The sequence below is a fragment of the Streptomyces sp. NPDC048436 genome, assembly GCF_043200355.1.
Taxonomy (GTDB): domain Bacteria; phylum Actinomycetota; class Actinomycetes; order Streptomycetales; family Streptomycetaceae; genus Streptomyces.
In genome coordinates this window covers 239,169-258,658 of sequence record NZ_JBICXP010000005.1, presented here as the reverse complement: position 1 = coordinate 258,658, position 19,490 = coordinate 239,169, and the positions used below count along the sequence as shown (strand labels likewise).

General features: G+C 65.8%; 33 protein-coding genes. 2 read left to right on the top strand and 31 right to left on the bottom strand.

Annotated features, from left to right (window positions below; all coding sequences use genetic code 11):
- Positions 1–23: 23 nt before the first annotated feature.
- From truA to rpsJ, 31 genes are all read right to left on the bottom strand, one after another.
- Positions 24–878, bottom strand: a complete 855-nt coding sequence (gene truA / locus ACGFX9_RS19745; protein ID WP_393473141.1) for a tRNA pseudouridine(38-40) synthase TruA — start codon at positions 876–878, stop codon at positions 24–26.
- Positions 879–959: 81 nt separating this feature from the next.
- Entirely contained in the window at positions 960–1,448 is a 489-nt protein-coding gene (rplQ, locus tag ACGFX9_RS19740) for a 50S ribosomal protein L17 (RefSeq protein ID WP_393473138.1), read from the bottom strand.
- A 120-nt stretch (positions 1,449–1,568) separates the two neighbouring features.
- Positions 1,569–2,591, bottom strand: a complete 1,023-nt coding sequence (locus ACGFX9_RS19735) for a DNA-directed RNA polymerase subunit alpha (protein ID WP_016645160.1) — start codon at positions 2,589–2,591, stop codon at positions 1,569–1,571.
- A 123-nt stretch (positions 2,592–2,714) separates the two neighbouring features.
- Complete coding sequence (gene rpsK, locus ACGFX9_RS19730) at positions 2,715–3,119, bottom strand: 30S ribosomal protein S11 (protein WP_003948617.1); 405 nt, start codon at positions 3,117–3,119, stop codon at positions 2,715–2,717.
- Positions 3,120–3,184: 65 nt separating this feature from the next.
- Positions 3,185–3,565 carry a 30S ribosomal protein S13 gene (gene rpsM / locus ACGFX9_RS19725; protein WP_135332566.1) on the bottom strand — a complete coding sequence of 127 codons (381 nt, stop codon included), beginning with the start codon at positions 3,563–3,565 and terminating at the stop codon, positions 3,185–3,187.
- A gap of 178 nt (positions 3,566–3,743) precedes the next feature.
- The gene (gene rpmJ, locus ACGFX9_RS19720) at positions 3,744–3,857 is read right to left on the bottom strand and encodes a 50S ribosomal protein L36 (protein WP_003974245.1); all 114 of its coding nucleotides are present in this window, start codon (positions 3,855–3,857) and stop codon (positions 3,744–3,746) included.
- A gap of 57 nt (positions 3,858–3,914) precedes the next feature.
- On the bottom strand, positions 3,915–4,136 hold the full coding sequence (gene infA / locus ACGFX9_RS19715; RefSeq protein WP_003948620.1) for a translation initiation factor IF-1: 222 nt from the start codon (positions 4,134–4,136) through the stop codon (positions 3,915–3,917).
- A gap of 164 nt (positions 4,137–4,300) precedes the next feature.
- Positions 4,301–5,137, bottom strand: coding sequence for a type I methionyl aminopeptidase (gene map, locus ACGFX9_RS19710; protein WP_393473135.1), 837 nt, complete (start codon positions 5,135–5,137; stop codon positions 4,301–4,303).
- A 98-nt stretch (positions 5,138–5,235) separates the two neighbouring features.
- Positions 5,236–5,889, bottom strand: coding sequence for an adenylate kinase (locus ACGFX9_RS19705; protein ID WP_393473132.1), 654 nt, complete (start codon positions 5,887–5,889; stop codon positions 5,236–5,238).
- On the bottom strand, positions 5,889–7,202 hold the full coding sequence (gene secY / locus ACGFX9_RS19700) for a preprotein translocase subunit SecY (RefSeq protein WP_393473129.1): 1,314 nt from the start codon (positions 7,200–7,202) through the stop codon (positions 5,889–5,891). The genes ACGFX9_RS19705 and secY overlap by 1 nt, the downstream gene beginning before the upstream one ends.
- 224 nt (positions 7,203–7,426) lie before the next feature.
- Positions 7,427–7,882 carry a 50S ribosomal protein L15 gene (rplO, locus tag ACGFX9_RS19695; RefSeq protein WP_249588330.1) on the bottom strand — a complete coding sequence of 152 codons (456 nt, stop codon included), beginning with the start codon at positions 7,880–7,882 and terminating at the stop codon, positions 7,427–7,429.
- A gap of 1 nt (position 7,883) precedes the next feature.
- Positions 7,884–8,066, bottom strand: coding sequence for a 50S ribosomal protein L30 (rpmD, locus tag ACGFX9_RS19690; RefSeq protein ID WP_041985698.1), 183 nt, complete (start codon positions 8,064–8,066; stop codon positions 7,884–7,886).
- Positions 8,066–8,668, bottom strand: a complete 603-nt coding sequence (gene rpsE, locus ACGFX9_RS19685; protein WP_383319529.1) for a 30S ribosomal protein S5 — start codon at positions 8,666–8,668, stop codon at positions 8,066–8,068. Before rpsE ends, rpmD begins: the two co-directional genes overlap by 1 nt.
- Before the next feature lie 46 nt (positions 8,669–8,714).
- The gene (gene rplR, locus ACGFX9_RS19680) at positions 8,715–9,098 is read right to left on the bottom strand and encodes a 50S ribosomal protein L18 (RefSeq protein WP_344522013.1); all 384 of its coding nucleotides are present in this window, start codon (positions 9,096–9,098) and stop codon (positions 8,715–8,717) included.
- A 3-nt stretch (positions 9,099–9,101) separates the two neighbouring features.
- On the bottom strand, positions 9,102–9,641 hold the full coding sequence (gene rplF, locus ACGFX9_RS19675) for a 50S ribosomal protein L6 (RefSeq protein WP_393473126.1): 540 nt from the start codon (positions 9,639–9,641) through the stop codon (positions 9,102–9,104).
- Between the two features lie 21 nt (positions 9,642–9,662).
- Entirely contained in the window at positions 9,663–10,061 is a 399-nt protein-coding gene (rpsH, locus tag ACGFX9_RS19670; protein ID WP_317874225.1) for a 30S ribosomal protein S8, read from the bottom strand.
- A gap of 224 nt (positions 10,062–10,285) precedes the next feature.
- A complete protein-coding gene (locus ACGFX9_RS19665) occupies positions 10,286–10,471 on the bottom strand; it encodes a type Z 30S ribosomal protein S14 (protein ID WP_003948630.1) in 186 nt (61 codons plus the stop codon).
- Between the two features lie 5 nt (positions 10,472–10,476).
- Positions 10,477–11,034, bottom strand: a complete 558-nt coding sequence (gene rplE, locus ACGFX9_RS19660; protein ID WP_249588332.1) for a 50S ribosomal protein L5 — start codon at positions 11,032–11,034, stop codon at positions 10,477–10,479.
- Positions 11,034–11,357: a 50S ribosomal protein L24 gene (rplX, locus tag ACGFX9_RS19655; RefSeq protein ID WP_160506664.1), complete on the bottom strand. Its 324-nt coding sequence runs from the start codon at positions 11,355–11,357 to the stop codon at positions 11,034–11,036. Before rplX ends, rplE begins: the two co-directional genes overlap by 1 nt.
- A 2-nt stretch (positions 11,358–11,359) precedes the next feature.
- Complete coding sequence (gene rplN, locus ACGFX9_RS19650) at positions 11,360–11,728, bottom strand: 50S ribosomal protein L14 (RefSeq protein WP_073768975.1); 369 nt, start codon at positions 11,726–11,728, stop codon at positions 11,360–11,362.
- 105 nt (positions 11,729–11,833) lie between these two features.
- The gene (gene rpsQ, locus ACGFX9_RS19645; RefSeq protein WP_055564830.1) at positions 11,834–12,118 is read right to left on the bottom strand and encodes a 30S ribosomal protein S17; all 285 of its coding nucleotides are present in this window, start codon (positions 12,116–12,118) and stop codon (positions 11,834–11,836) included.
- On the bottom strand, positions 12,118–12,342 hold the full coding sequence (rpmC, locus tag ACGFX9_RS19640; RefSeq protein WP_005481220.1) for a 50S ribosomal protein L29: 225 nt from the start codon (positions 12,340–12,342) through the stop codon (positions 12,118–12,120). The genes rpsQ and rpmC overlap by 1 nt, the downstream gene beginning before the upstream one ends.
- Complete coding sequence (rplP, locus tag ACGFX9_RS19635; protein WP_135332557.1) at positions 12,342–12,761, bottom strand: 50S ribosomal protein L16; 420 nt, start codon at positions 12,759–12,761, stop codon at positions 12,342–12,344. Before rplP ends, rpmC begins: the two co-directional genes overlap by 1 nt.
- Positions 12,762–12,766: 5 nt before the next feature.
- On the bottom strand, positions 12,767–13,609 hold the full coding sequence (gene rpsC, locus ACGFX9_RS19630) for a 30S ribosomal protein S3 (RefSeq protein ID WP_160506663.1): 843 nt from the start codon (positions 13,607–13,609) through the stop codon (positions 12,767–12,769).
- Positions 13,609–13,956 (bottom strand): 50S ribosomal protein L22, encoded by a 348-nt coding sequence (rplV, locus tag ACGFX9_RS19625; RefSeq protein WP_016645177.1) that lies wholly within the window; start codon positions 13,954–13,956, stop codon positions 13,609–13,611. The genes rpsC and rplV overlap by 1 nt, the downstream gene beginning before the upstream one ends.
- Before the next feature lie 41 nt (positions 13,957–13,997).
- Positions 13,998–14,279: a 30S ribosomal protein S19 gene (rpsS, locus tag ACGFX9_RS19620; protein WP_160506662.1), complete on the bottom strand. Its 282-nt coding sequence runs from the start codon at positions 14,277–14,279 to the stop codon at positions 13,998–14,000.
- Between the two features lie 12 nt (positions 14,280–14,291).
- On the bottom strand, positions 14,292–15,128 hold the full coding sequence (gene rplB, locus ACGFX9_RS19615; protein WP_393473123.1) for a 50S ribosomal protein L2: 837 nt from the start codon (positions 15,126–15,128) through the stop codon (positions 14,292–14,294).
- 39 nt (positions 15,129–15,167) lie between these two features.
- The gene (gene rplW, locus ACGFX9_RS19610) at positions 15,168–15,584 is read right to left on the bottom strand and encodes a 50S ribosomal protein L23 (protein WP_393473121.1); all 417 of its coding nucleotides are present in this window, start codon (positions 15,582–15,584) and stop codon (positions 15,168–15,170) included.
- On the bottom strand, positions 15,584–16,240 hold the full coding sequence (gene rplD, locus ACGFX9_RS19605) for a 50S ribosomal protein L4 (RefSeq protein ID WP_393473118.1): 657 nt from the start codon (positions 16,238–16,240) through the stop codon (positions 15,584–15,586). Before rplD ends, rplW begins: the two co-directional genes overlap by 1 nt.
- A gap of 7 nt (positions 16,241–16,247) precedes the next feature.
- A complete protein-coding gene (gene rplC / locus ACGFX9_RS19600; RefSeq protein WP_393473115.1) occupies positions 16,248–16,892 on the bottom strand; it encodes a 50S ribosomal protein L3 in 645 nt (214 codons plus the stop codon).
- A gap of 14 nt (positions 16,893–16,906) precedes the next feature.
- Entirely contained in the window at positions 16,907–17,215 is a 309-nt protein-coding gene (gene rpsJ / locus ACGFX9_RS19595) for a 30S ribosomal protein S10 (protein ID WP_003948644.1), read from the bottom strand.
- 807 nt (positions 17,216–18,022) lie between these two features.
- On the opposite strand from rpsJ, the gene ACGFX9_RS19590 reads away from it, so the two are divergent.
- Entirely contained in the window at positions 18,023–18,943 is a 921-nt protein-coding gene (locus tag ACGFX9_RS19590; RefSeq protein WP_393473112.1) for a helix-turn-helix domain-containing protein, read from the top strand.
- Between the two features lie 50 nt (positions 18,944–18,993).
- Positions 18,994–19,482 (top strand): Uma2 family endonuclease, encoded by a 489-nt coding sequence (locus tag ACGFX9_RS19585; protein ID WP_393473109.1) that lies wholly within the window; start codon positions 18,994–18,996, stop codon positions 19,480–19,482.
- The last annotated feature ends 8 nt before the right edge of the window (positions 19,483–19,490 follow it).

Genomic DNA, 19,490 nt, shown 5'->3' with positions numbered 1-19,490 from the left:
TCCGTCAGTTCGGCAGCCGGGGCTCAGCAGCACCCGGCGCCGGGCAACGTCCGCTTGTTGCGCGCTTCCTTGCTGCGGGCGGCGAGCAACTCGTCGGCGGGGTAACCGACTTCCTCAAGGGTCAGCCCGTGCGGCCGTACGACATGCACGGCGGAGTCCCGCACCCCGGCGGCGAGCACCTTGGCGGGCCAGTCCACAGGGCGATGCCCGTCCCCCACGAACAACATGGCCCCGACCAGGGACCGCACCATGTTGTGGCAGAAGGCATCGGCCCGCACGGTCGCCTCAAGGATCCCGTCCGGCCGCCGCTCCCAGCGCAGTTCCTGGAGCGTACGAATGGTCGTCGCGCCCTCACGCTTCTTGCAGTAGGCGGCGAAATCATGCTCGCCGAGAAGCTTCTCGGCCGCGGCGTTCATGGCGTCGAGGTCCAACTCCCAGTCGTGCCACAGCACATGACTGCGCAACAGCGGATCGACACCGCCGGGGTGGTCGGTCACGCGATAGGCGTAACGCCGCCACACGGCCGCGAACCGCGCGTTGAACCCCGCGGGAGCCTCGGCCAGCTTCCACACCCGTACGTCGTGCGGAAGGCGCCCGGCGAGCCGCCGCAGCAACTTGTCACTGTGCTCGGCCCACACTGCCTCGGGCAGATCCACATGAGCGACCTGCCCTCGCGCGTGCACCCCGCTGTCGGTGCGCCCGGCGACGGTCAGCTCGTACGTCTCCTGCGACCGCGTCACGGTCCGAAGCGCGTCCTCGATCTCGCCCTGGACGGTCCGCTGCCCCTGGCGCTGCTTGGCCCAGCCGGAGAAGTCCTTGCCGTCGTACGAAAGGTCGAGACGCACCCGCACGAAGCCGGGCTCTACTTCATCACTCACAGAACAGATCCTCTCAGGAGGCCGACCACGCGAAAGCGGGCCCGCCCCGAAGGGCGGACCCGCTCACAGCAAGGCAGAGCCTCAGGCGTCCTTCGACTCCTCGGCAGCCTCATCGCCCTTGGTCGTGTCGACCTTGGGCTCAGAAACCTCGGCGTCCTTGGCAGCGCGCTTGGTGGCCGCCTCGGCCTCACCGGTGGCAGCCTGCGCCACGGTCAGGGCCTCCACCAGCTCGATGATCGCCATGGGCGCGTTGTCGCCACGACGGTTACCGATCTTGGTGATACGGGTGTAGCCACCCGGGCGGTTCTCGTAGCGCGGGCCGATCTCCGTGAAGAGCGTGTGCACGATGCTCTTGTCGGTGATGACGGACAGCACCTGGCGGCGGTTGTGAAGGCCACCCTTCTTCGCCTTGGTGACCAGACGCTCCGCGTAGGGACGCAGACGACGGGCCTTCGCCTCGGTGGTGGTGATGCGGCCGTACTCGAAGAGCTGCTTGGCAAGGTTCGCCAGCAGAAGCTTCTCGTGCGCGGCACTGCCGCCCATACGGGCACCCTTGGTGGGCTTCGGCATGGTGTTTCTCCTTGATGTCTGCCCCGGCCGTATCAGGTACCGGGGTCAGTGGCACCGCGCCCCGTAGGGGCGCGGGGAACTGCGCGACCAGCCAGAGCCGGCCCGCAGCAAAATTCAGATCTAGTACTGCTCGGTCTCGACGAACCCGGCGTCGGCGTCGTCATCGGCGCCAAAGGCGTCAGCCGCGGCGGTCGGGTCGAACCCGGGAGGCGAGTCCTTCAGCGCGAGGCCCATGCCATTGAGCTTCATCTTGACCTCGTCGATCGACTTCGCACCGAAGTTGCGAATGTCGAGCAGGTCCGCCTCGGAACGAGCGACAAGCTCACCCACGGAGTGGATGCCCTCGCGCTTGAGGCAGTTGTACGACCGAACGGTGAGCTCGAGCTCCTCGATCGGCAGGGCGAGATCGGCGGCCAGGGCCGCGTCCGTCGGCGAGGGGCCCATGTCGATGCCCTCGGCGTCGATGTTGAGCTCGCGCGCCAGGCCGAACAGCTCGACCAGCGTCTTACCGGCGGACGCCATGGCGTCACGCGGACGCATGGCCTGCTTGGTCTCGACGTCGACGATCAGCTTGTCGAAGTCGGTCCGCTGCTCGACACGCGTGGCCTCGACCTTGTACGTGACCTTCAGGACCGGCGAGTAGATCGAGTCGACCGGGATGCGCCCGATCTCCTGACCGACCTGCTTGTTCTGGACGGCGGAGACGTAGCCGCGACCGCGCTCGACGGTCAGCTCCATCTCCAGCTTGCCCTTGCCGTTGAGCGTGGCGAGGACCAGGTCGGGGTTGTGCACCTCGACACCGGCGGGCGGGGCGATGTCAGCGGCGGTGACGAGACCGGGACCCTGCTTGCGCAGGTACATCACGACGGGCTCATCGTGCTCGCTGGAGACGACCAGCTGCTTGATGTTGAGGATGAGGTCGGTGACGTCTTCCTTGACGCCCGGCACGGTGGTGAACTCGTGCAGGACACCGTCGATGCGGATGGACGTGACGGCCGCACCCGGGATCGACGAGAGAAGGGTCCGACGCAGGGAGTTGCCGAGGGTGTAACCGAAGCCCGGCTCCAGCGGCTCGATCACGAACCGGGAGCGGAACTCGTCGACGACCTCTTCGGTCAGCGACGGGCGCTGAGCAATAAGCATGTTGCGATCCTTCAGTCATGGGCGACCGCTATTTGACGCCCTGCTGTTACTGCAAGGGTACGGGCGGCACGCCTCCGAAGAGCCGTACCGCCCGAACCCAGGAAAAACTAAGACAACCGTGCGTCAGACGCGGCGGCGCTTGGGCGGACGGCAGCCGTTGTGCGGCGTGGGCGTCACGTCCTGGATCGAGCCGACCTCAAGGCCGGTCGCCTGCAGCGAACGGATGGCGGTCTCACGACCGGAACCCGGACCCTTGACGAAGACGTCAACCTTGCGCATGCCGTGCTCCTGGGCGCGACGCGCGGCCGACTCGGCGGCCATCTGCGCGGCGAACGGAGTCGACTTGCGCGAGCCCTTGAAGCCGACGTGGCCGGCGGAGGCCCACGAGATCACATTGCCGGTCGGGTCCGTGATGGACACGATCGTGTTGTTGAACGTGCTCTTGATGTGGGCGTGCCCATGAGCGACGTTCTTCTTTTCCTTGCGGCGCACCTTCTTGGCAGCGCCCTGACGACCCTTGGGGGGCATCTATTACTCCTACGGGAGGTGGTCGGTCCTGCAGCGACAGCTGTCGATAGACCGCTGAGCGAGGACTACTTCTTGCCCGGCTTCTTCTTACCGGCGATGGCGCGACGCGGGCCCTTGCGGGTACGTGCGTTCGTGCTGGTGCGCTGACCGCGGACGGGCAGGCCACGACGGTGACGCAGACCCTGGTAGCAGCCGATCTCAACCTTGCGGCGGATGTCGGCCTGGATCTCGCGGCGGAGGTCACCCTCCGTCTGGATGTTGGCGTCCACGTATTCGCGGATCTTGATCAGGTCCTCTTCGGACAGATCACGAACACGGGTGTTGCGGTCCACACCGGTGGCGTCCAGCGTCTGCTGGGACAGCGTGCGGCCAATGCCGAACACGTACGTGAGGGCGACCTCGACACGCTTTTCGCGCGGGAGGTCAACACCTTCAAGGCGTGCCATTCAAGGCTCCTGTTGATTTTCGGAGGTCTTCAGCAGGACCATTCCCAGGTGCCGTACGAGGTACATCCTGGGTCCCCGGCCTCCGACCGGGGGTGTCGCCCTCCATCACTGAAGAGGGACGGGTCCTGCACATGTGCTTACGTGCGTCGCGCGAAAATCTGCGAACGGCAGTAGTGCGTCAGCCCTGGCGCTGCTTGTGGCGCGGGTTGTCGCAGATGACCATGACCCGGCCGTGACGGCGGATCACCCTGCACTTGTCGCAGATCTTCTTGACGCTCGGCTTGACCTTCATTGGTGAGGTTCTCCGGGTCAGTGCCATCACCCCACGCGAATGGGGTGCGGGCAAGATCTACTTGTACCGGTAGACGATCCGGCCACGCGTCAGGTCGTACGGAGACAACTCCACCACGACCCGGTCGTCAGGGAGGATGCGGATGTAGTGCATACGCATCTTGCCGCTGATGTGTGCCAGGACCTGGTGGCCGTTCTGGAGCTCAACCTTGAACATGGCGTTCGGAAGAGACTCGACGACAGTGCCCTCGATCTCGATGGCACCTTGCTTCTTGGCCACGCTTCGCCCTTCGAATCGGCTACCTTGATCGACTTCGTACGCCGCATGCAGGCACACGGATGCACGAGAGCCGACGAGTCAGTCTACGTCAGGCCACCCGGAAAGACGAATCGAGGAAGAATGCCCCATCGGGATGATCCTTAAGCAGCCTGTGGAGGTCGAGCTCACCCCAACGGATCGGGCGCCACAGTGACCCCATACTCCGCCAGCTTCGCCTTGCCGCCATCCGGAGCCGTCAGCACGATCGGCCCCTCCTCCGTCAGCGCCACCGAGTGCTCCCAGTGCGAGGACCACGTGCCGTCGGTCGTAATGACCGTCCAGTCGTCCTCCAGGACCTCCGTGCGGGGCGTGCCGAGGGAGACCATGGGCTCGATGGCCAGGCAGAAGCCGGGGACCAGCTTGGGGCCCTTGCCGCGGCGGCGCTCGACGTAGTTCAGGAGGTGCGGGTCCATGTGCATCTCGGTGCCGATGCCATGGCCGCCGTAGTCCTCGACGATGCCGTACTTGCCGCCGCCGGGCTTCGGCTGGCGGCGGATGTACGTCTCGATGGCGCGGGAGATGTCGACGAGCCGGTTGCCCTGCTTCATGGCGGCCAGGCCGGCCCACATGGACTCCTCGGTCACCCGGGAGAGCTCGACGAGCTCCGGGGCGTGACCGGTGCCCACGAACGCGGTGTAGGCGGCGTCGCCGTGCCAGCCGTCGATGATCGCGCCCGCGTCGATGGAGATGATGTCGCCGTCCTTCAGGACGGTCTTGTCGTCCGGGATGCCGTGTACGACGACCTCGTTGACCGAGGTGCAGATCGTCGCCGGAAAGCCGCCGTACCCAAGGAAGTTGGACTTCGCGCCGTGCTCGGCGATCACCTTGCGCGCGACGTCGTCCAGGTCCTTCGTGGTGGCGCCGGGCACCGCCGCCTCACGCGTCGCGGCGTGGACGGCGGCGACGACAAGGCCCGCCTCACGCATCTTCGCGATCTGCTCGGGGGTCTTGATCTGCACCATGGGGCTTCCGCTCTCCGTCATCCGTCCAACAACCGCTTACGCACACAACACTACGGCCGCGGTCCCCCTAGGGGCACCGCGGCCGTACAGCGTACTGGCTACTTGTCGGTCTTCAGCGCGGCCATCGCGCGCTCCGTGACCTCGTCCACCTTGCCGAGCGCGGAGATCGTCACCACCAGGCCCTGGGCCTTGTAGTGGTCGATGATCGGCTCGGTCTCGCGGTGGTACACGTCGAGCCGCTTGCGCACGGTCTCTTCCTGGTCGTCACCGCGCTGGTAGAGCTCGCCGCCGCAGACGTCACAGACGCCCTCGGTCTTCGGCTTGCTGTACGCCACGTGGAAGACGTGGCTGGATTCGTTCCGGCAGATGCGGCGGCCTGCGATGCGCTTGACCACCTCGTCCTCGGGGACCTCGAGGTCGAGCACCGCGTCGAGCTTCTGGCCGTCCGTCTTGAGCGACTCGTCCAGGGCCTCGGCCTGCGACACGTTCCGCGGGAAGCCGTCGAGCAGGAAGCCGTTCGCGGCGTCCGGCTGCGTCATGCGGTCGTGGGCCATACCGATGGTGACCTCGTCGGGGACGAGGTTGCCGGCGTCCATGTAGGCCTTCGCCTGCTTGCCCAGCTCCGTGCCCTGGCTGATGTTGGCGCGGAAGAGGTCGCCCGTGGAGATGTGCGGGATCTTCAGGTTCTTGGCGAGGAACGCGGCCTGCGTTCCCTTGCCCGCACCGGGCGGCCCGACGAGGACGATTCGCATCAGCGGAGGAACCCTTCGTAATTGCGCTGCTGAAGCTGGCTCTCGATCTGCTTCACGGTCTCCAGACCCACACCCACGATGATCAGGATGCTTGTCCCGCCGAACGGGAAGTTCTGGTTCGCGCCGAAGCCCACCAACGCCATCGTCGGCACAAGAGCGATCAGCCCCAAATACAGCGAGCCCGGCCACGTGATCCGGTTGAGTACGTAGCTCAAGTACTCAGCGGTCGGACGGCCAGCCCGGATGCCCGGGATGAAGCCACCATACTTCTTCATGTTGTCCGCGACTTCCTCGGGGTTGAACGAGATAGCCACGTAGAAGAAGGCGAAGAACACGATCAACAAGAAGTACGTCGCGATGTAGATCGGGTGGTCGCCCTTTGTCAGGTTCGCCTCGATCCACTGCTTCCACCCCGAGTTGCCGCCCGCGAACTGGGCCACCAGAGCAGGGATGTAGAGCAACGAGGAGGCGAAGATCACAGGGATGATGCCCGCCTGATTGACCTTCAGCGGAATGTACGTCGACGTTCCGCCGTAGGAACGGCGGCCGATCATTCGCTTCGCGTACTGGACCGGAATGCGGCGCTGAGCCTGCTCCACAAAGACGACAAGACCGACCATGACAAGACCGACCGCGATGACGGTGCCGAACTCGATCCAGCCGCCGGCCAGGGAGCCCTGCTTCTTGATGGCCCACAGAGCGCTCGGGAACGTCGCGGCGATCGAGATGAACATCAGGATCGACATGCCGTTGCCGATGCCCCGGTCGGTGATGAGCTCACCGAGCCACATGACGCAGGCCGTACCCGCGGTCATCGTGATGACCATGGTGACGGTCACGAAGATCGACTGGTCCGGGACGATCTCGGTGGCGACGGGGCAGCCGGAGAACAGCGAACCCGTACGGGCGGTGGCCACAAGCCCGGTGCCCTGGAGGATCGCGAGCGCGACGGTCAGATAACGCGTGTACTGCGTGATCTTCGCCGTACCTGCCTGCCCCTCCTTCTTGAGGGCCTCAAGGCGTGGGATCACCACGGTCAGCAGCTGCAGGATGATGCTCGCCGTGATGTACGGCATGATCCCGAGCGCGAAGATCGTGATCTGCAGCAGCGCGCCGCCACTCATCATGTTCACCAGACCGAAGAGCCCCTGATTGGTGCTGTTCTGGTCCATGCAGGTCTGGACGTTCTTGTAGCTGACGCCCGGGATCGGAATGTGCGTACCGATCCGGTAGATCACGATGATGCCGAGTGTGAAGAGCAGCTTCTTGCGCAGGTCGGGCGTCTTGAACGCCCGGGCGAACGCGGTGAGCACGGTGCCTCCTGCGACCCCCGCGCGCGTGCGCAAGAGGTAGTGGTCTGAGGATCGACGAATACGTATCAGTCAGAAAAACCGCACGGGCAGACCGTACGGAGCTTAGACAGTGCACGCCACCTTACCGGCGACCGTGCCCCCCTTGGAACGACCAACCGGGGATGCCCCATATGTGGGGCATCCCCGGCTGGGAATCGCTCAAGTCATCGAGTGGCCTGAAGAATTCAGACGAGCTCGGTGACGGTACCGCCGGCGGCGGTGATCTTCTCCTTGGCGGAGCCGGAGACGGCGTCAACCGTCACCTGCAGCGCCACGGTGACCTCACCCTGGCCGAGGACCTTGACGAGGCTGTTCTTGCGAACGGCACCCTTGGCGACGAGTCCCTCAACGGTGACCTCGCCACCCTCGGGGAACAGCGCGCTCAGCTTGTCGAGGTTCACGACCTGGAACTCGGTCTTGAACGGGTTCTTGAAGCCCTTGAGCTTCGGGAGACGCATGTGGAGGGGCATCTGGCCACCCTCGAAGCGCTCCGGAACCTGGTAACGGGCCTTGGTGCCCTTGGTACCACGACCTGCGGTCTTACCCTTGGACGCCTCACCACGACCCACACGGGTCTTGGCGGTCTTGGCGCCCGGGGCGGGCCGGAGGTTGTGGACCTTCAGCGGGTTCTGCTCCGCCATGTCAGTCGACCTCCTCAACCGTCACGAGGTGGCGGACGGTGTTAGCCATTCCGCGGAACTCGGGGCGGTCTTCCTTGACGACCACGTCGTTCAGGCGCTTGAGCCCGAGCGAACGCAGTGTGTCGCGGTGGTTCTGCTTGCTGCCGATGTACGACTTCGTCTGCGTGATCTTGAGACGGGCCATTACGCACCCGCTCCCGCACGTGCACGAAGCAGAGCCGCGGGGGCGACGTCCTCGAGGGGCAGACCACGGCGAGCCGCGATCTCCTCGGGACGCTGCAGGCCCTTGAGGGCCGCCACGGTCGCGTGCACGATGTTGATCGCGTTGGACGAGCCGAGCGACTTCGACAGGATGTCGTGCACGCCGGCGCACTCGAGCACAGCACGCACCGGGCCACCGGCGATAACGCCGGTACCGGGGGAAGCAGGCTTGAGCAGGACGACGCCTGCGGCCTTCTCGCCCGTGATCGGGTGCGGGATGGTGCCCTGGATACGCGGAACCTTGAAGAAGCTCTTCTTGGCCTCTTCAACGCCCTTGGCGATGGCCGCGGGAACTTCCTTGGCCTTGCCGTATCCGACACCTACGGTGCCGTCACCGTCGCCCACCACGACCAGCGCGGTGAAGCTGAAACGGCGACCACCCTTGACTACCTTGGCGACACGGTTGATCGCGACAACGCGCTCAACGTATGCGGTCTTCTCGGCGGCAGCACCACCGTCGCGACCCTTCCGGTCCCGCCGCTCGCCGCCACCGGCACCGCTTCCGCGGCGCTGGGGTCCAGCCATTGGAATTACCTCTCTCTGTTACGTCCGCTAGCTCCGGAACCGGGGCTTAGAACTTCAGCCCGGCTTCGCGGGCGGCGTCCGCCAGAGCGGCAATGCGCCCGGCGTACTTGTTGCCACCGCGGTCGAACACGACGGTCTCGACACCCGCGGCCTTGGCACGCTCAGCAACGAGCGCGCCGACCTGCTTGGCCTGCGCGGACTTGTCGGCCTCGCCACCGCGGATCGTGGTGTCCAGGGTCGACGCGGACGCAAGGGTGTGACCCTTGAGGTCGTCGATGACCTGAGCAACGATGTTGCGGTTCGAGCGAGTCACGACGAGGCGCGGACGCTCCGCCGTACCCGACACGTTCTTGCGGATGCGGATGTGGCGGCGGGCCTTGGCGGCACGCTTGTAAGCGTCACCCTTGGCGATCTTCACACCGTATGCCATGGCTTACTTACCTGCCTTTCCGACCTTGCGCCGGATGACTTCGCCCTCGTACTTGACGCCCTTGGCCTTGTACGGGTCGGGCTTGCGCAGCTTGCGGATGTTGGCCGCAACCTCGCCGACCTTCTGCTTGTCGATGCCCTCGACCGAAAGCTTGGTCGCGGACTCCACCTTGAAGGTGATGCCCTCGGGGGCCTCGACCAGGATCGGGTGGCTGTAACCCAGCGAGAACTCCAGGTTGGAGCCCTTCGCGAGTACGCGGTAACCGACACCGCTGATCTCGAGCTTCTTCACGTAACCCGTGGTCACGCCGGTGATCATGTTCGCCACCAGCGTGCGGGACAGGCCGTGCAGGGCCTTGTTCTGACGCTCGTCGTTCGGGCGGGTGACGTTCAGGACGCCGTCCTCACCCTTAGCGACATCGATCGGCGCGACGACAGTGTGGGAAAGGGAACCCTTGGGGCCCTTAACCGCGACCGTCCGGCCGTCGATGGTGACGTCCACGCCGGCGGGAACCGTGATGGGGAGCTTGCCAATACGCGACATTAGCTATTCCTCCGTTCCCGACTACCAGACGTAGGCGAGGACTTCCCCACCTACGCCCTTCTTGCCTGCCTGCTGGCCGGTGAGCAGACCGTGGGACGTGGAGATAACCGCCACGCCCAGGCCGCCGAGCACCTTCGGCAGGTTGGTGGACTTCGCGTAAACCCGGAGACCGGGCTTGGAGATCCGCTTGATGCCCGCAATGGAGCGCTCACGGTTCGGGCCGAACTTCAGCTCGAGAACGAGGTTTTTGCCAACCTCGGCGTCCTCGACCTTCCAGCCCGTGATGAAGCCCTCCTGCTGGAGGATCTCCGCGATGTGAGACTTGATCTTGCTGTGCGGCATAGACACGGTGTCGTGGTACGCCGAGTTCGCGTTACGCAGACGAGTCAGCATGTCCGCGATCGGATCAGTCATGGTCATGAATTGGCCTTCGGCCTCTCTCGCCGTGGTTTCCTATCTGCGCCATCCCTCTCCCCACTCAGAGGCGGGACGGGTGCGGCGCGGGGACCTACGGCGTAGTAAGTCGGTCAGGGCGGCAGGCGCCCAACCCTCCTAGCCTAAGGCATGGAGAGGTGGGTCGCCTACCGACCAGATACTTACCGAGAGCCTCCAGTAATTCCCAAGTCCCTAAGGACAGAGGGGAATTACCAGGAGCTCTTGGTCACGCCCGGCAGCTCGCCACGGTGAGCCATCTCACGAAGGCACACGCGGCAGAGGCCGAACTTGCGGTACACGGAGTGCGGACGGCCACAGCGCTGGCAGCGGGTGTAGCCGCGCACACCGAACTTGGGCTTACGAGCAGCCTTGGCAATAAGTGCCTTCTTCGCCATCTCGGTTACGCCTCCTTGAAGGGGAAGCCGAGGTGACGGAGAAGGGCACGGCCTTCAGCGTCGTTGGTCGCCGTGGTGACCACGGTGATGTCCATACCCCGGACGCGGTCGATCTTGTCCTGGTCGATCTCGTGGAACATGACCTGCTCCGTGAGACCGAAGGTGTAGTTGCCACGGCCGTCGAACTGCTTGGGGGACAGACCACGGAAGTCGCGGATGCGCGGAAGCGCGAGCGACAGGGTGCGGTCCAGGAACTCCCACATGCGGTCGCCACGGAGCGTGACGTGGCAGCCGATCGGCTGACCCTCGCGCAGCTTGAACTGCGCGATGGACTTCCGGGCCTTGGTGATGGCCGGCTTCTGACCCGTGATGGTGGTCAGGTCACGGACGGCACCGTCCATGAGCTTCGAGTCACGGGCGGCGTCGCCGACACCCATGTTGACCACGATCTTGACGAGACCCGGGGTCTGCATGACGTTCTCGTACGAGAACTCTTCCTGCAGCTTGCCCGCGATCTCCTCGCGGTACTTCGTCTTCAGACGCGGAGTGGTGGTGGTCGTCATCAGATGTCCTCACCCGTCCGCTTGGCAACGCGGATCTTGTTGCCGTCATCGTCGAAGCGGAAACCGACACGCGTGACGACCTTGTTGCCGTCCTTCTCCACGACCAGCTGGACGTTGGAGACGTGGACAGGGGCTTCGGTGGTCACGATGCCGCCGGCCTGCGAACCGCTGGCGGTCGGGCCGGCCTTCGTGTGCTTCTTGACCCGGTTGACACCCTCGACCAGGACGCGCTCGTCGCGCGGGTAAGCGGCAATGACCTTGCCCTGCTTGCCCTTGTCCTTACCGGTGATGACCTGAACCAGGTCGCCCTTCTTGATCTTCATGCTTACAGCACCTCCGGCGCGAGCGAGATGATCTTCATGAACTTCTTCTCGCGCAGCTCACGGCCGACGGGGCCGAAGATACGGGTGCCGCGAGGGTCGCCGTCGTTCTTCAGAATGACGGCGGCGTTCTCGTCGAAGCGGATGTACGAGCCGTCGGGACGGCGGCGCTCCTTGACGGTGCGAACGATGACAGCCTTGACGACGTCACCCTTCTTCACGTTGCCACCGGGGATCGCGTCCTTGACGGTGGCGACGATGACGTCACCGATACCCGCGTAGCGGCGACCCGAGCCACCGAGAACACGAATGGTGAGAATTTCCTTCGCACCCGTGTTGTCGGCGATCCGAAGTCGCGACTCCTGCTGGATCACGTCTATCTCCTGATTGTCTGCCGGTTCCCGGCAGGGGCTTCTCTCTTACGAGAGGGCCCCTGCCGAGCCTGGCGGAACGAACTCCTAGGGATACCCCTGGGAGATTTACTTGGCCTTCTCGAGGATCTCGACGATGCGCCAGCGCTTGGTCGCCGACAGCGGACGCGTCTCCATCAGGAGGACGCGGTCGCCGACGCCGGCAGCGTTCTGCTCGTCGTGCGCCTTGAGCTTGTTCGTACGGCGGATGACCTTGCCGTACAGCGCGTGCTTCACACGGTCCTCGACAGCGACGACGACGGTCTTGTCCATCTTGTCGCTGACGACCAGGCCCTCACGGGTCTTGCGGAATCCGCGGTCAGTCTTGGTCTCAGTCACGTTGCTCTCGCTCATCAGGCGCTCTCCACCGTCTCGATGCCCAGCTCGCGCTCACGCATCAGGGTGTAGATCCGCGCGATGTCCTTTCGGACGGCCTTGAGCCGACCGTGGTTCTCGAGCTGACCGGTCGCCGCCTGGAAGCGGAGGTTGAACAGCTCTTCCTTGGCTTCGCGGAGCTTGTTGAGAAGCTCCTCGTCACCCAGTTCGCGCAGCTCGGACGCCTTGGTACCGGCCGACATCACGACTCACCTGCCTCGCGCCGAACAATCCGGCACTTCATCGGAAGCTTGTGAGCAGCGCGGGTAAGCGCCTCACGCGCAGTCTTCTCATTCGGGTAGGACAGCTCGAACATCACCCGTCCGGGCTTGACGTTCGCGACCCACCACTCGGGGGAACCCTTACCGGAACCCATGCGGGTCTCGGCGGGCTTCTTCGTCAGCGGACGGTCCGGGTAGATGTTGATCCAGACCTTGCCGCCACGCTTGATGTGGCGGGTCATCGCGATACGAGCCGCCTCGATCTGGCGGTTGGTCACGTACGCCGGAGTGAGGGCCTGAATCCCGTACTCGCCGAACGCAACCTGCGTACCACCCTTTGACATACCGCTGCGCTTGGGGTGGTGCTGCTTGCGGTGCTTGACCCTACGAGGGATCAGCATGTCGGTCAGGCCTCCGTTCCGGTGCTCTCAGCCGGAGCGGCAGCTGCGGCGGGAGCGTCGGCCTTGGGGGCCTCGGCAGCCGGCGCGGACTGCTGCTGCGGCTTGCGGCCGCGGCCGCCACGCTCGCCACCACGGCCACCACGGGCCGGGCGGTCGTTGCCGCCACCACGGGCCGGGCGGTTACCCGCACGGGCCGCGGCGTTCTCGGCGCGGACCTCGGCGATGTTCTTGACGTCGCCCTTGTAGATCCAGACCTTCACGCCGATACGGCCGAAGGTCGTCTTGGCCTCGAAGAAGCCGTAGTCGACGTTCGCACGGAGGGTGTGCAGGGGCACGCGGCCCTCGCGGTAGAACTCCGAGCGAGACATCTCGGCGCCGCCGAGACGGCCACCACACTGGATCTTGATGCCCTTGGCGCCGGCCTTCATCGTCGACTGCATGCTCTTACGCATGGCGCGACGGAAGGAGACGCGGGAGGACAGCTGCTCTGCAACGGCCTGCGCGACCAGCTGAGCGTCGACCTCGGGGTTCTTGACCTCGAGGATGTTCAGCTGGACCTGCTTGCCCGTGAGCTTCTCGAGGTCACCGCGGATGCGGTCGGCCTCGGCGCCACGGCGGCCGATGACGATGCCGGGACGCGCGGTGTGGATGTCCACCCGCACGCGGTCACGGGTGCGCTCGATCTCAACCTTCGAGATGCCGGCGCGCTCCATGCCGGACGTCATCATCCGACGGATGGCGACGTCTTCCTTGACGTAGTCCTTGTACAGCTTGTCGGCGTACCAACGCGACTTGAAGTCGGTGGTAATGCCGAGCCGGAACCCGTGCGGGTTTACCTTCTGGCCCATTACCGGGTTCCTTCCTTGCTGCTGACGACCACGGTGATGTGGCTGGTCCGCTTACGGATCCGGTAGGCACGGCCCTGAGCACGCGGACGGAACCGCTTCAGGGTCGGGCCCTCATCCACGTACGCCTCGCTGATGACCAGCGAAGAGGCGTCACTGTGGTCGTAGTTGTGTGCAGCGTTGGCGATGGCGCTGTCAAGCACCTTGCCAACCGGCACGCTCGCGGCCTGCGGGGCGAAACGCAGGACCGCCTGAGCCTCCGTGGCATCCATGCCACGGATGAGGTCCACCACTCGGCGGGCCTTCATGGGCGTGACGCGGATGTACCGCGCCTGGGCCCTGGCTTCCATGGTTGTCCCTTCGGTGTAAGTCATAGTCGTTCCACCCCGCGCTAGCGGCGCTTCGACTTCCGGTCGTCCTTGACGTGGCCGCGGAAGGTGCGAGTCGGCGAGAACTCGCCGAGCTTGTGGCCGACCATCGCCTCGGTGACGAACACCGGGATGTGGGTCTTGCCGTTGTGCACCGCGATCGTGTGGCCGAGCATGGCCGGGACGATCATCGAGCGACGGGACCAGGTCTTGATGACGTTCTTGGAACCTGCTTCGTTCTGGACATCCACCTTCTTGATGAGGTGTCCGTCGACGAAGGGTCCCTTCTTGAGACTGCGCGGCATCTAAACCCGCTCCTAGCGCTTCTTGTTCGTCTTGCGGCGGCGGACGATGTACTTGCTGCTCGCCTTCTTCGGCGAACGAGTACGACCCTCCTTCTGACCCCACGGCGAGACCGGGTGGCGACCACCGGAGGTCTTGCCCTCACCACCACCGTGCGGGTGGTCGACCGGGTTCATCGCCACACCGCGAACGGTCGGGCGAACACCCAGCCAGCGCTTACGGCCGGCCTTGCCCCAGTTGATGTTCGACTGCTCGGCGTTGCCGACCTCGCCAATCGTGGCGCGGCAGCGGGCGTCGACCAGACGGATCTCACCGGACGGCATACGAAGGTGGGCCATCGAGCCCTCCTTCGCGAGCAGCTGCACGGAGGCACCCGCGGAGCGGGCGAACTTCGCGCCGCCGCCGGGCCGCAGCTCGATGGCGTGGATGGTCGTACCGACCGGGATGTTGCGGAGGGCCAGGTTGTTGCCCGGCTTGATGTCCGCGCCCGGTCCGTTCTCGACCCGGTCACCCTGCGACAGGTTGCGGGGGGCCAGGATGTAGCGCTTCTCGCCGTCCGCGTAGTGCAGGAGCGCGATGCGCGCGGTGCGGTTCGGGTCGTACTCGATGTGCGCGACCTTCGCCGGCACGCCGTCCTTGTCGTGACGACGGAAGTCGATCACTCGGTAGGCGCGCTTGTGTCCGCCACCCTGGTGGCGAACGGTCACACGACCGGCGTTGTTACGGCCGCCCTTGCTGTGCAGCGGGCGGACCAGCGACTTCTCCGGCGTGGACCGCGTGACCTCGACGAAGTCGGCGACGGAGGAGCCACGGCGGCCCGGCGTCGTCGGCTTGTACTTGCGGATTCCCATTTCTCAGTCCTCGTCCGATATTCGGACCAGGGCGCTCCGTTAGGAGGCCTGGCCGAAGATGTCGATACGGTCGCCCTCAGCGAGGGTCACGATGGCGCGCTTGGTGTCAGCGCGCTTGCCGAAACCGGTCTTGGTCCGCTTGCGCTTACCCTGCCGGTTGATCGTGTTGACCCCGGTGACCTTGACCGAGAAGACCGCCTCGACGGCCTGCTTGATCTGGGTCTTGTTGGCGCCGGGCGCAACGACGAAGGTGTACTTGCCCTCGTCGAGAAGCGCGTAGCTCTTCTCAGAGACGACCGGCTTGACGAGGACGTCACGGGGGTCCGTGAAGCTCTTGCTCAGCGGCGTCTCAACGGTGTTCTTGCCCTCGGTGGCGTGGCGCTTCGCCTTGGCGATGCGCGCTGCCTTGGCGGCCTTGGCCGCCTTGGGGGCGATGCTCGGGTGACGCGTAGCCATCAGGCTTCGCTCCCTTCGGTCTCATCGGCCTTGTTGGGGCCAGACACGAAGGACTCGAAGGCGGCCTTGGTGAAGACCACGTCGTCCGAGACGAGCACGTCATACGTGTTCAGCTGGCCCGGCTCCAGGATGTGCACCTGGGGCAGGTTGCGGGCGGAGAGCAGCGAAGTCTCGTCCGCCCGGTCGATGACCAGGAGCACGTTCTTACGCTCGCTGACCTTGCCGAGCAGCGTCTTCGCGGCCTTGGTGGAGATGTCGCCCTCGACCACGTTGGTGACAACGTGGATACGAGCGTTGCGGGCCCGGTCGGTGAGGGCGTGGCGCAGGGCCGCGGCCTTCATCTTCTTCGGGGTCCGCTGCGAGTAGTCACGCGGCTGCGGGCCGTGGACGACGCCACCGCCGGCGAACTGCGGCGCACGGGTCGAACCCTGGCGCGCGCGGCCGGTGCCCTTCTGGCGGTACGGCTTCTTGCCACCACCGCGGACTTCACCGCGGCGCTTGGTCTTGTGCGTGCCCTGACGGGCAGCGGCCAGCTGGGCGACAACGACCTGGTGGATCAGCGGAATGCTGATCTTCTCGACGTCGAAGATCTCCGCGGGGAGCTCGACGGTCCCGGTCTTGTCGCCTGTCGGCGAAAGGATGTCAATGGTGCTCATCGGTTCCTCAAACCCCCTTGGCCGCGGTACGGACCAGGACGAGGCCACCGTTCGGACCGGGAACTGCGCCCTTGATGAGGAGCAGGCCCTTCTCCGCGTCAACGGCGTGAACGGTCAGGTTCTGGGTGGTGACCCGCTCGTTGCCCATACGGCCCGCCATGCGGAGGCCCTTGAACACACGGCCCGGGGTGGCGCAGCCACCGATGGAACCGGGAGAGCGGTGCTTGCGCTGGGTGCCGTGACCGGCGCCGAGTCCCTTGAAGTTGTGACGCTTCATGACACCGGCGAAGCCCTTGCCCTTGCTCTTGCCCGTGACGTCAACCTTGACGCCGGACTCGAACGTCTCGGCAGTCACCTCCTGGCCCAGCGTGTACTCGCTGGCGTCAGGGGTGCGGATCTCCACCAGGTGGCGGCGGGGGGTCACGTCGGCCTTGGCGAAGTGACCCTTGAGGGGCTTGTTCACCTTGCGAGGGTCGATCTCGCCGAAGGCGATCTGGACCGACTCGTAGCCGTCGGAGTCATTCGTACGGACCTGGGTAACGACGCAGGGCCCAGCCTTGACGACAGTGACCGGGACGACACGGTTGTTCTCGTCCCAGACCTGGGTCATGCCGAGCTTCTCGCCCAGGACGCCCTTGATCTGCTTTGCCATCTTCTCCGCGCCTCTCAGAGCTTGATCTCGATGTCGACGCCGGCCGGAAGGTCCAGGCGCATCAACGAGTCAACGGTCTTGGGCGTCGGGTCGAGGATGTCGATCAGGCGCTTGTGAGTGCGCATCTCGAAGTGCTCGCGCGAGTCCTTGTACTTGTGCGGCGACTTGATGACGCAGTACACGTTCTTCTCAGTGGGCAGCGGCACCGGGCCTGCGACCGACGCACCAGTACGCGTCACCGTCTCGACGATCTTCTTCGCCGAAGAGTCGATGACCTCGTGGTCGTAGGCCTTGAGCCGGATGCGGATCTTCTGTCCCGCCATGGCTACTTGGTAGTCCTGTCTCTCGAAAACGCTCTGGAACCCGGTGTTCAACTCATCTTCTGACCGACCCACGCGGTCGGGCGTGTCGCAATCTCACTAACGAAATCTCCCGAAGGAAATCCACTGCTGTGGGATCGCGGCCCAGGACCGCGGAACCGGGGAGAAGAAACCCACCGGGTGCCTGGCTGGCACCCCGCCCACGCTTCCCAGAAGATTCCCGTACGTCCGCTCCAGTGCTGCCTTACGGCAGATGGGGCGACGAGTACTGTGGGACTCGCTTCCGGTCCTCCCGGCGGGAGGCGCGCAGCATCGGCAACTCAACCGAGCAACCCCGACAGTCTGCCATACGGGGCACGGGCCTGGCTAATCGAAGCTGGGCAGCGTACCCGGTGGGTGACGCAGATCAAACCTGGGCCCCCATGGCCGGCCCTTCGTACGCCCCGAAAGGCCGCTCCCCCGCAAGACCGTCCGGGCCGAGCCGAGCTGATCCCCACACCACCGGAACCCGCACCCTCGTGCTCCGGTGCCCTTGGCGCCTCCCCAAGGAACGTGAGGGAGAAAGAACCTCACCGAACCCCACCCCGCCCCGCCCCGCCCGTCGGAGCGCCCGCCCGCATGCCGTCGGCAACCTCCAGGACCCCGCTCACTCACGCGAGTGAACATCACCGGCTCAGCTGGCTTTCCGATCCCCCGACTGCCCTACTCTCAGCGCCAGTAGGCAAAACAACCCCAGACATGCGACGGCCCCCGCCGGGACTGGCATCCCAAGGCGAGGGCCTGACCACCGAGGAAGATAAGGGCTTCCCGATGGACACCCAAAACCCTAGCGCGCCCCTGCGCTCCCAGTCCGCCACCGGCGGCAGTCAATCCCACGCACGAGCGACCCGGCGCCCCCGCGGCGGCCAGGACGCGCGGCGACGCCCCTCCGGCGGCATCTCTCACGACAGCACCCGCCACACCACCCGCTTCACGGTGATCGGCAACCACCTCACCCAGCACCCGGAGCTCTCCCTCCTGGCGATCGGCATCGGCTGCCACATCCAGTCGCTGCCCGCCGGGGCCCGCGCCGACATCAAGACGCTGGCCGCCCGCTTCCCCGAGGGCACGACCCGCATCGCCGCCGCGCTGCGCGAGCTGGAGACCCACGGCTACCTGCGCCGCGAACGCGAACGCACCCCCGCGGGCCGCATCGTCACCCGCACGACCTTCTGCAACCAGCCGCACACGACCCCACAGCGCACGCACGCCCCGACTCGGCCCCTTCCGCCCGAGACCGGCGAGCACCCAGCTCCACACCCACCCCCGCAGCGGCGTAAACAGGCCCGCCCCCTCCCCGCCGTGCCGCATCCGGCCTACTCGGCCCCGGCCCTCCTGCGCCAGGCGACCGACCTCCTCACGGACCTGCGCCACCACGACCCCCGCCTCCTCCTCTCGGCCCGCGACACCACCCACCTCACCCCCGGCGTCGCCGCCTGGCTGGAACGCGACGTGGCCCCCGATGCCGTACGCCACGCCCTCACCCACGACCTGCCACCCGAGGGCCCACGCCGCCCGGCCGCCCTCCTGGCCCACCGCCTGACGGCGCTGCTGCCTCCCTCACCCGTGGCGGCCTCCGTGCCACCCGTCCGGCATCCGCTCCAGAACTGCGACACCTGCGACCGAGCCTTCCGCGGCCCCGCCCCGGACCGCTGCCGCGACTGCCGTCCCGATGGAAAGGAGGCCGCCTAGCATGAACGTGACGACCCTTGCCCCCCGGGCGCAGACGAGGAGCGCACGCCATGACCGTCACCCCGCACAGCGCACGACAGGGCAGCTCCCAGTACCAGGCGATGCGCGAAGCCGTCGTACAGATGGGAGACGCCCTTCCGGGAAAATTTGAGATCACCCAGGAAGGGATCGTCCACGACATGTTGTCGCGGGTCGGACCCCACGAGTTGACCGCCCTGCGCGTCCGGAAGCGCCTGGAGAAGGTGATGCCGGAAGAGCTGGTGGCTCATACAGGGACACCCGACGTGGAGGACGAGCCCGGTGGAATCATGCGGCACCCGGACATCATGGTGATCGCCGAGGCGGACATGGACGTCCAGGATTCCTTCGATCCCCGTACGCTCATCGCCGCGATCGAAATCGTCTCGCGCTCCAACCCGGACAACGACTGGGTGAGCAAGACGCGGGACTACGCGACCCGCAAAGACTTCGTCTACGGGGAAGACGTCACCGTCGCCGAGTGGACGATCTCGACCGAGGACCTGCCCCGCTACCAATGAGCGGATCC

What these genes read in the sequence shown, in the direction of transcription:
- rplQ (WP_393473138.1), bottom strand. Translation starts at nt 1,448, where the DNA reads ATGCCGAAGCCCACCAAGGGTGCCCGTATGGGCGGCAGTGCCGCGCAC.
- ACGFX9_RS19735 (WP_016645160.1), bottom strand. Translation starts at nt 2,591, where the DNA reads ATGCTTATTGCTCAGCGCCCGTCGCTGACCGAAGAGGTCGTCGACGAG.
- rpsK (WP_003948617.1), bottom strand. Translation starts at nt 3,119, where the DNA reads ATGCCCCCCAAGGGTCGTCAGGGCGCTGCCAAGAAGGTGCGCCGCAAG.
- rpsM (WP_135332566.1), bottom strand. Translation starts at nt 3,565, where the DNA reads ATGGCACGCCTTGAAGGTGTTGACCTCCCGCGCGAAAAGCGTGTCGAG.
- rpmJ (WP_003974245.1), bottom strand. Translation starts at nt 3,857, where the DNA reads ATGAAGGTCAAGCCGAGCGTCAAGAAGATCTGCGACAAGTGCAGGGTG.
- map (WP_393473135.1), bottom strand. Translation starts at nt 5,137, where the DNA reads ATGGTGCAGATCAAGACCCCCGAGCAGATCGCGAAGATGCGTGAGGCG.
- ACGFX9_RS19705 (WP_393473132.1), bottom strand. Translation starts at nt 5,889, where the DNA reads ATGCGAATCGTCCTCGTCGGGCCGCCCGGTGCGGGCAAGGGAACGCAG.
- rplO (WP_249588330.1), bottom strand. Translation starts at nt 7,882, where the DNA reads ATGGCGGAGCAGAACCCGCTGAAGGTCCACAACCTCCGGCCCGCCCCG.
- rpmD (WP_041985698.1), bottom strand. Translation starts at nt 8,066, where the DNA reads ATGGCCCGTCTCAAGATCACGCAGACGAAGTCGTACATCGGCAGCAAG.
- rpsE (WP_383319529.1), bottom strand. Translation starts at nt 8,668, where the DNA reads ATGGCTGGACCCCAGCGCCGCGGAAGCGGTGCCGGTGGCGGCGAGCGG.
- rplR (WP_344522013.1), bottom strand. Translation starts at nt 9,098, where the DNA reads ATGGCATACGGTGTGAAGATCGCCAAGGGTGACGCTTACAAGCGTGCC.
- rplF (WP_393473126.1), bottom strand. Translation starts at nt 9,641, where the DNA reads ATGTCGCGTATTGGCAAGCTCCCCATCACGGTTCCCGCCGGCGTGGAC.
- rpsH (WP_317874225.1), bottom strand. Translation starts at nt 10,061, where the DNA reads ATGACCATGACTGATCCGATCGCGGACATGCTGACTCGTCTGCGTAAC.
- ACGFX9_RS19665 (WP_003948630.1), bottom strand. Translation starts at nt 10,471, where the DNA reads ATGGCGAAGAAGGCACTTATTGCCAAGGCTGCTCGTAAGCCCAAGTTC.
- rplE (WP_249588332.1), bottom strand. Translation starts at nt 11,034, where the DNA reads ATGACGACCACCACCACTCCGCGTCTGAAGACGAAGTACCGCGAGGAG.
- rplX (WP_160506664.1), bottom strand. Translation starts at nt 11,357, where the DNA reads ATGAAGATCAAGAAGGGCGACCTGGTTCAGGTCATCACCGGTAAGGAC.
- rpsQ (WP_055564830.1), bottom strand. Translation starts at nt 12,118, where the DNA reads ATGAGCGAGAGCAACGTGACTGAGACCAAGACTGACCGCGGATTCCGC.
- rpmC (WP_005481220.1), bottom strand. Translation starts at nt 12,342, where the DNA reads ATGTCGGCCGGTACCAAGGCGTCCGAGCTGCGCGAACTGGGTGACGAG.
- rplP (WP_135332557.1), bottom strand. Translation starts at nt 12,761, where the DNA reads ATGCTGATCCCTCGTAGGGTCAAGCACCGCAAGCAGCACCACCCCAAG.
- rpsC (WP_160506663.1), bottom strand. Translation starts at nt 13,609, where the DNA reads ATGGGCCAGAAGGTAAACCCGCACGGGTTCCGGCTCGGCATTACCACC.
- rplV (WP_016645177.1), bottom strand. Translation starts at nt 13,956, where the DNA reads ATGGAAGCCAGGGCCCAGGCGCGGTACATCCGCGTCACGCCCATGAAG.
- rpsS (WP_160506662.1), bottom strand. Translation starts at nt 14,279, where the DNA reads ATGCCGCGCAGTCTCAAGAAGGGACCCTTCGTCGACGGACACCTCATC.
- rplB (WP_393473123.1), bottom strand. Translation starts at nt 15,128, where the DNA reads ATGGGAATCCGCAAGTACAAGCCGACGACGCCGGGCCGCCGTGGCTCC.
- rplW (WP_393473121.1), bottom strand. Translation starts at nt 15,584, where the DNA reads ATGGCTACGCGTCACCCGAGCATCGCCCCCAAGGCGGCCAAGGCCGCC.
- rplD (WP_393473118.1), bottom strand. Translation starts at nt 16,240, where the DNA reads ATGAGCACCATTGACATCCTTTCGCCGACAGGCGACAAGACCGGGACC.
- rplC (WP_393473115.1), bottom strand. Translation starts at nt 16,892, where the DNA reads ATGGCAAAGCAGATCAAGGGCGTCCTGGGCGAGAAGCTCGGCATGACC.
- rpsJ (WP_003948644.1), bottom strand. Translation starts at nt 17,215, where the DNA reads ATGGCGGGACAGAAGATCCGCATCCGGCTCAAGGCCTACGACCACGAG.
- ACGFX9_RS19590 (WP_393473112.1), top strand. Translation starts at nt 18,023, where the DNA reads ATGGACACCCAAAACCCTAGCGCGCCCCTGCGCTCCCAGTCCGCCACC.
- ACGFX9_RS19585 (WP_393473109.1), top strand. Translation starts at nt 18,994, where the DNA reads ATGACCGTCACCCCGCACAGCGCACGACAGGGCAGCTCCCAGTACCAG.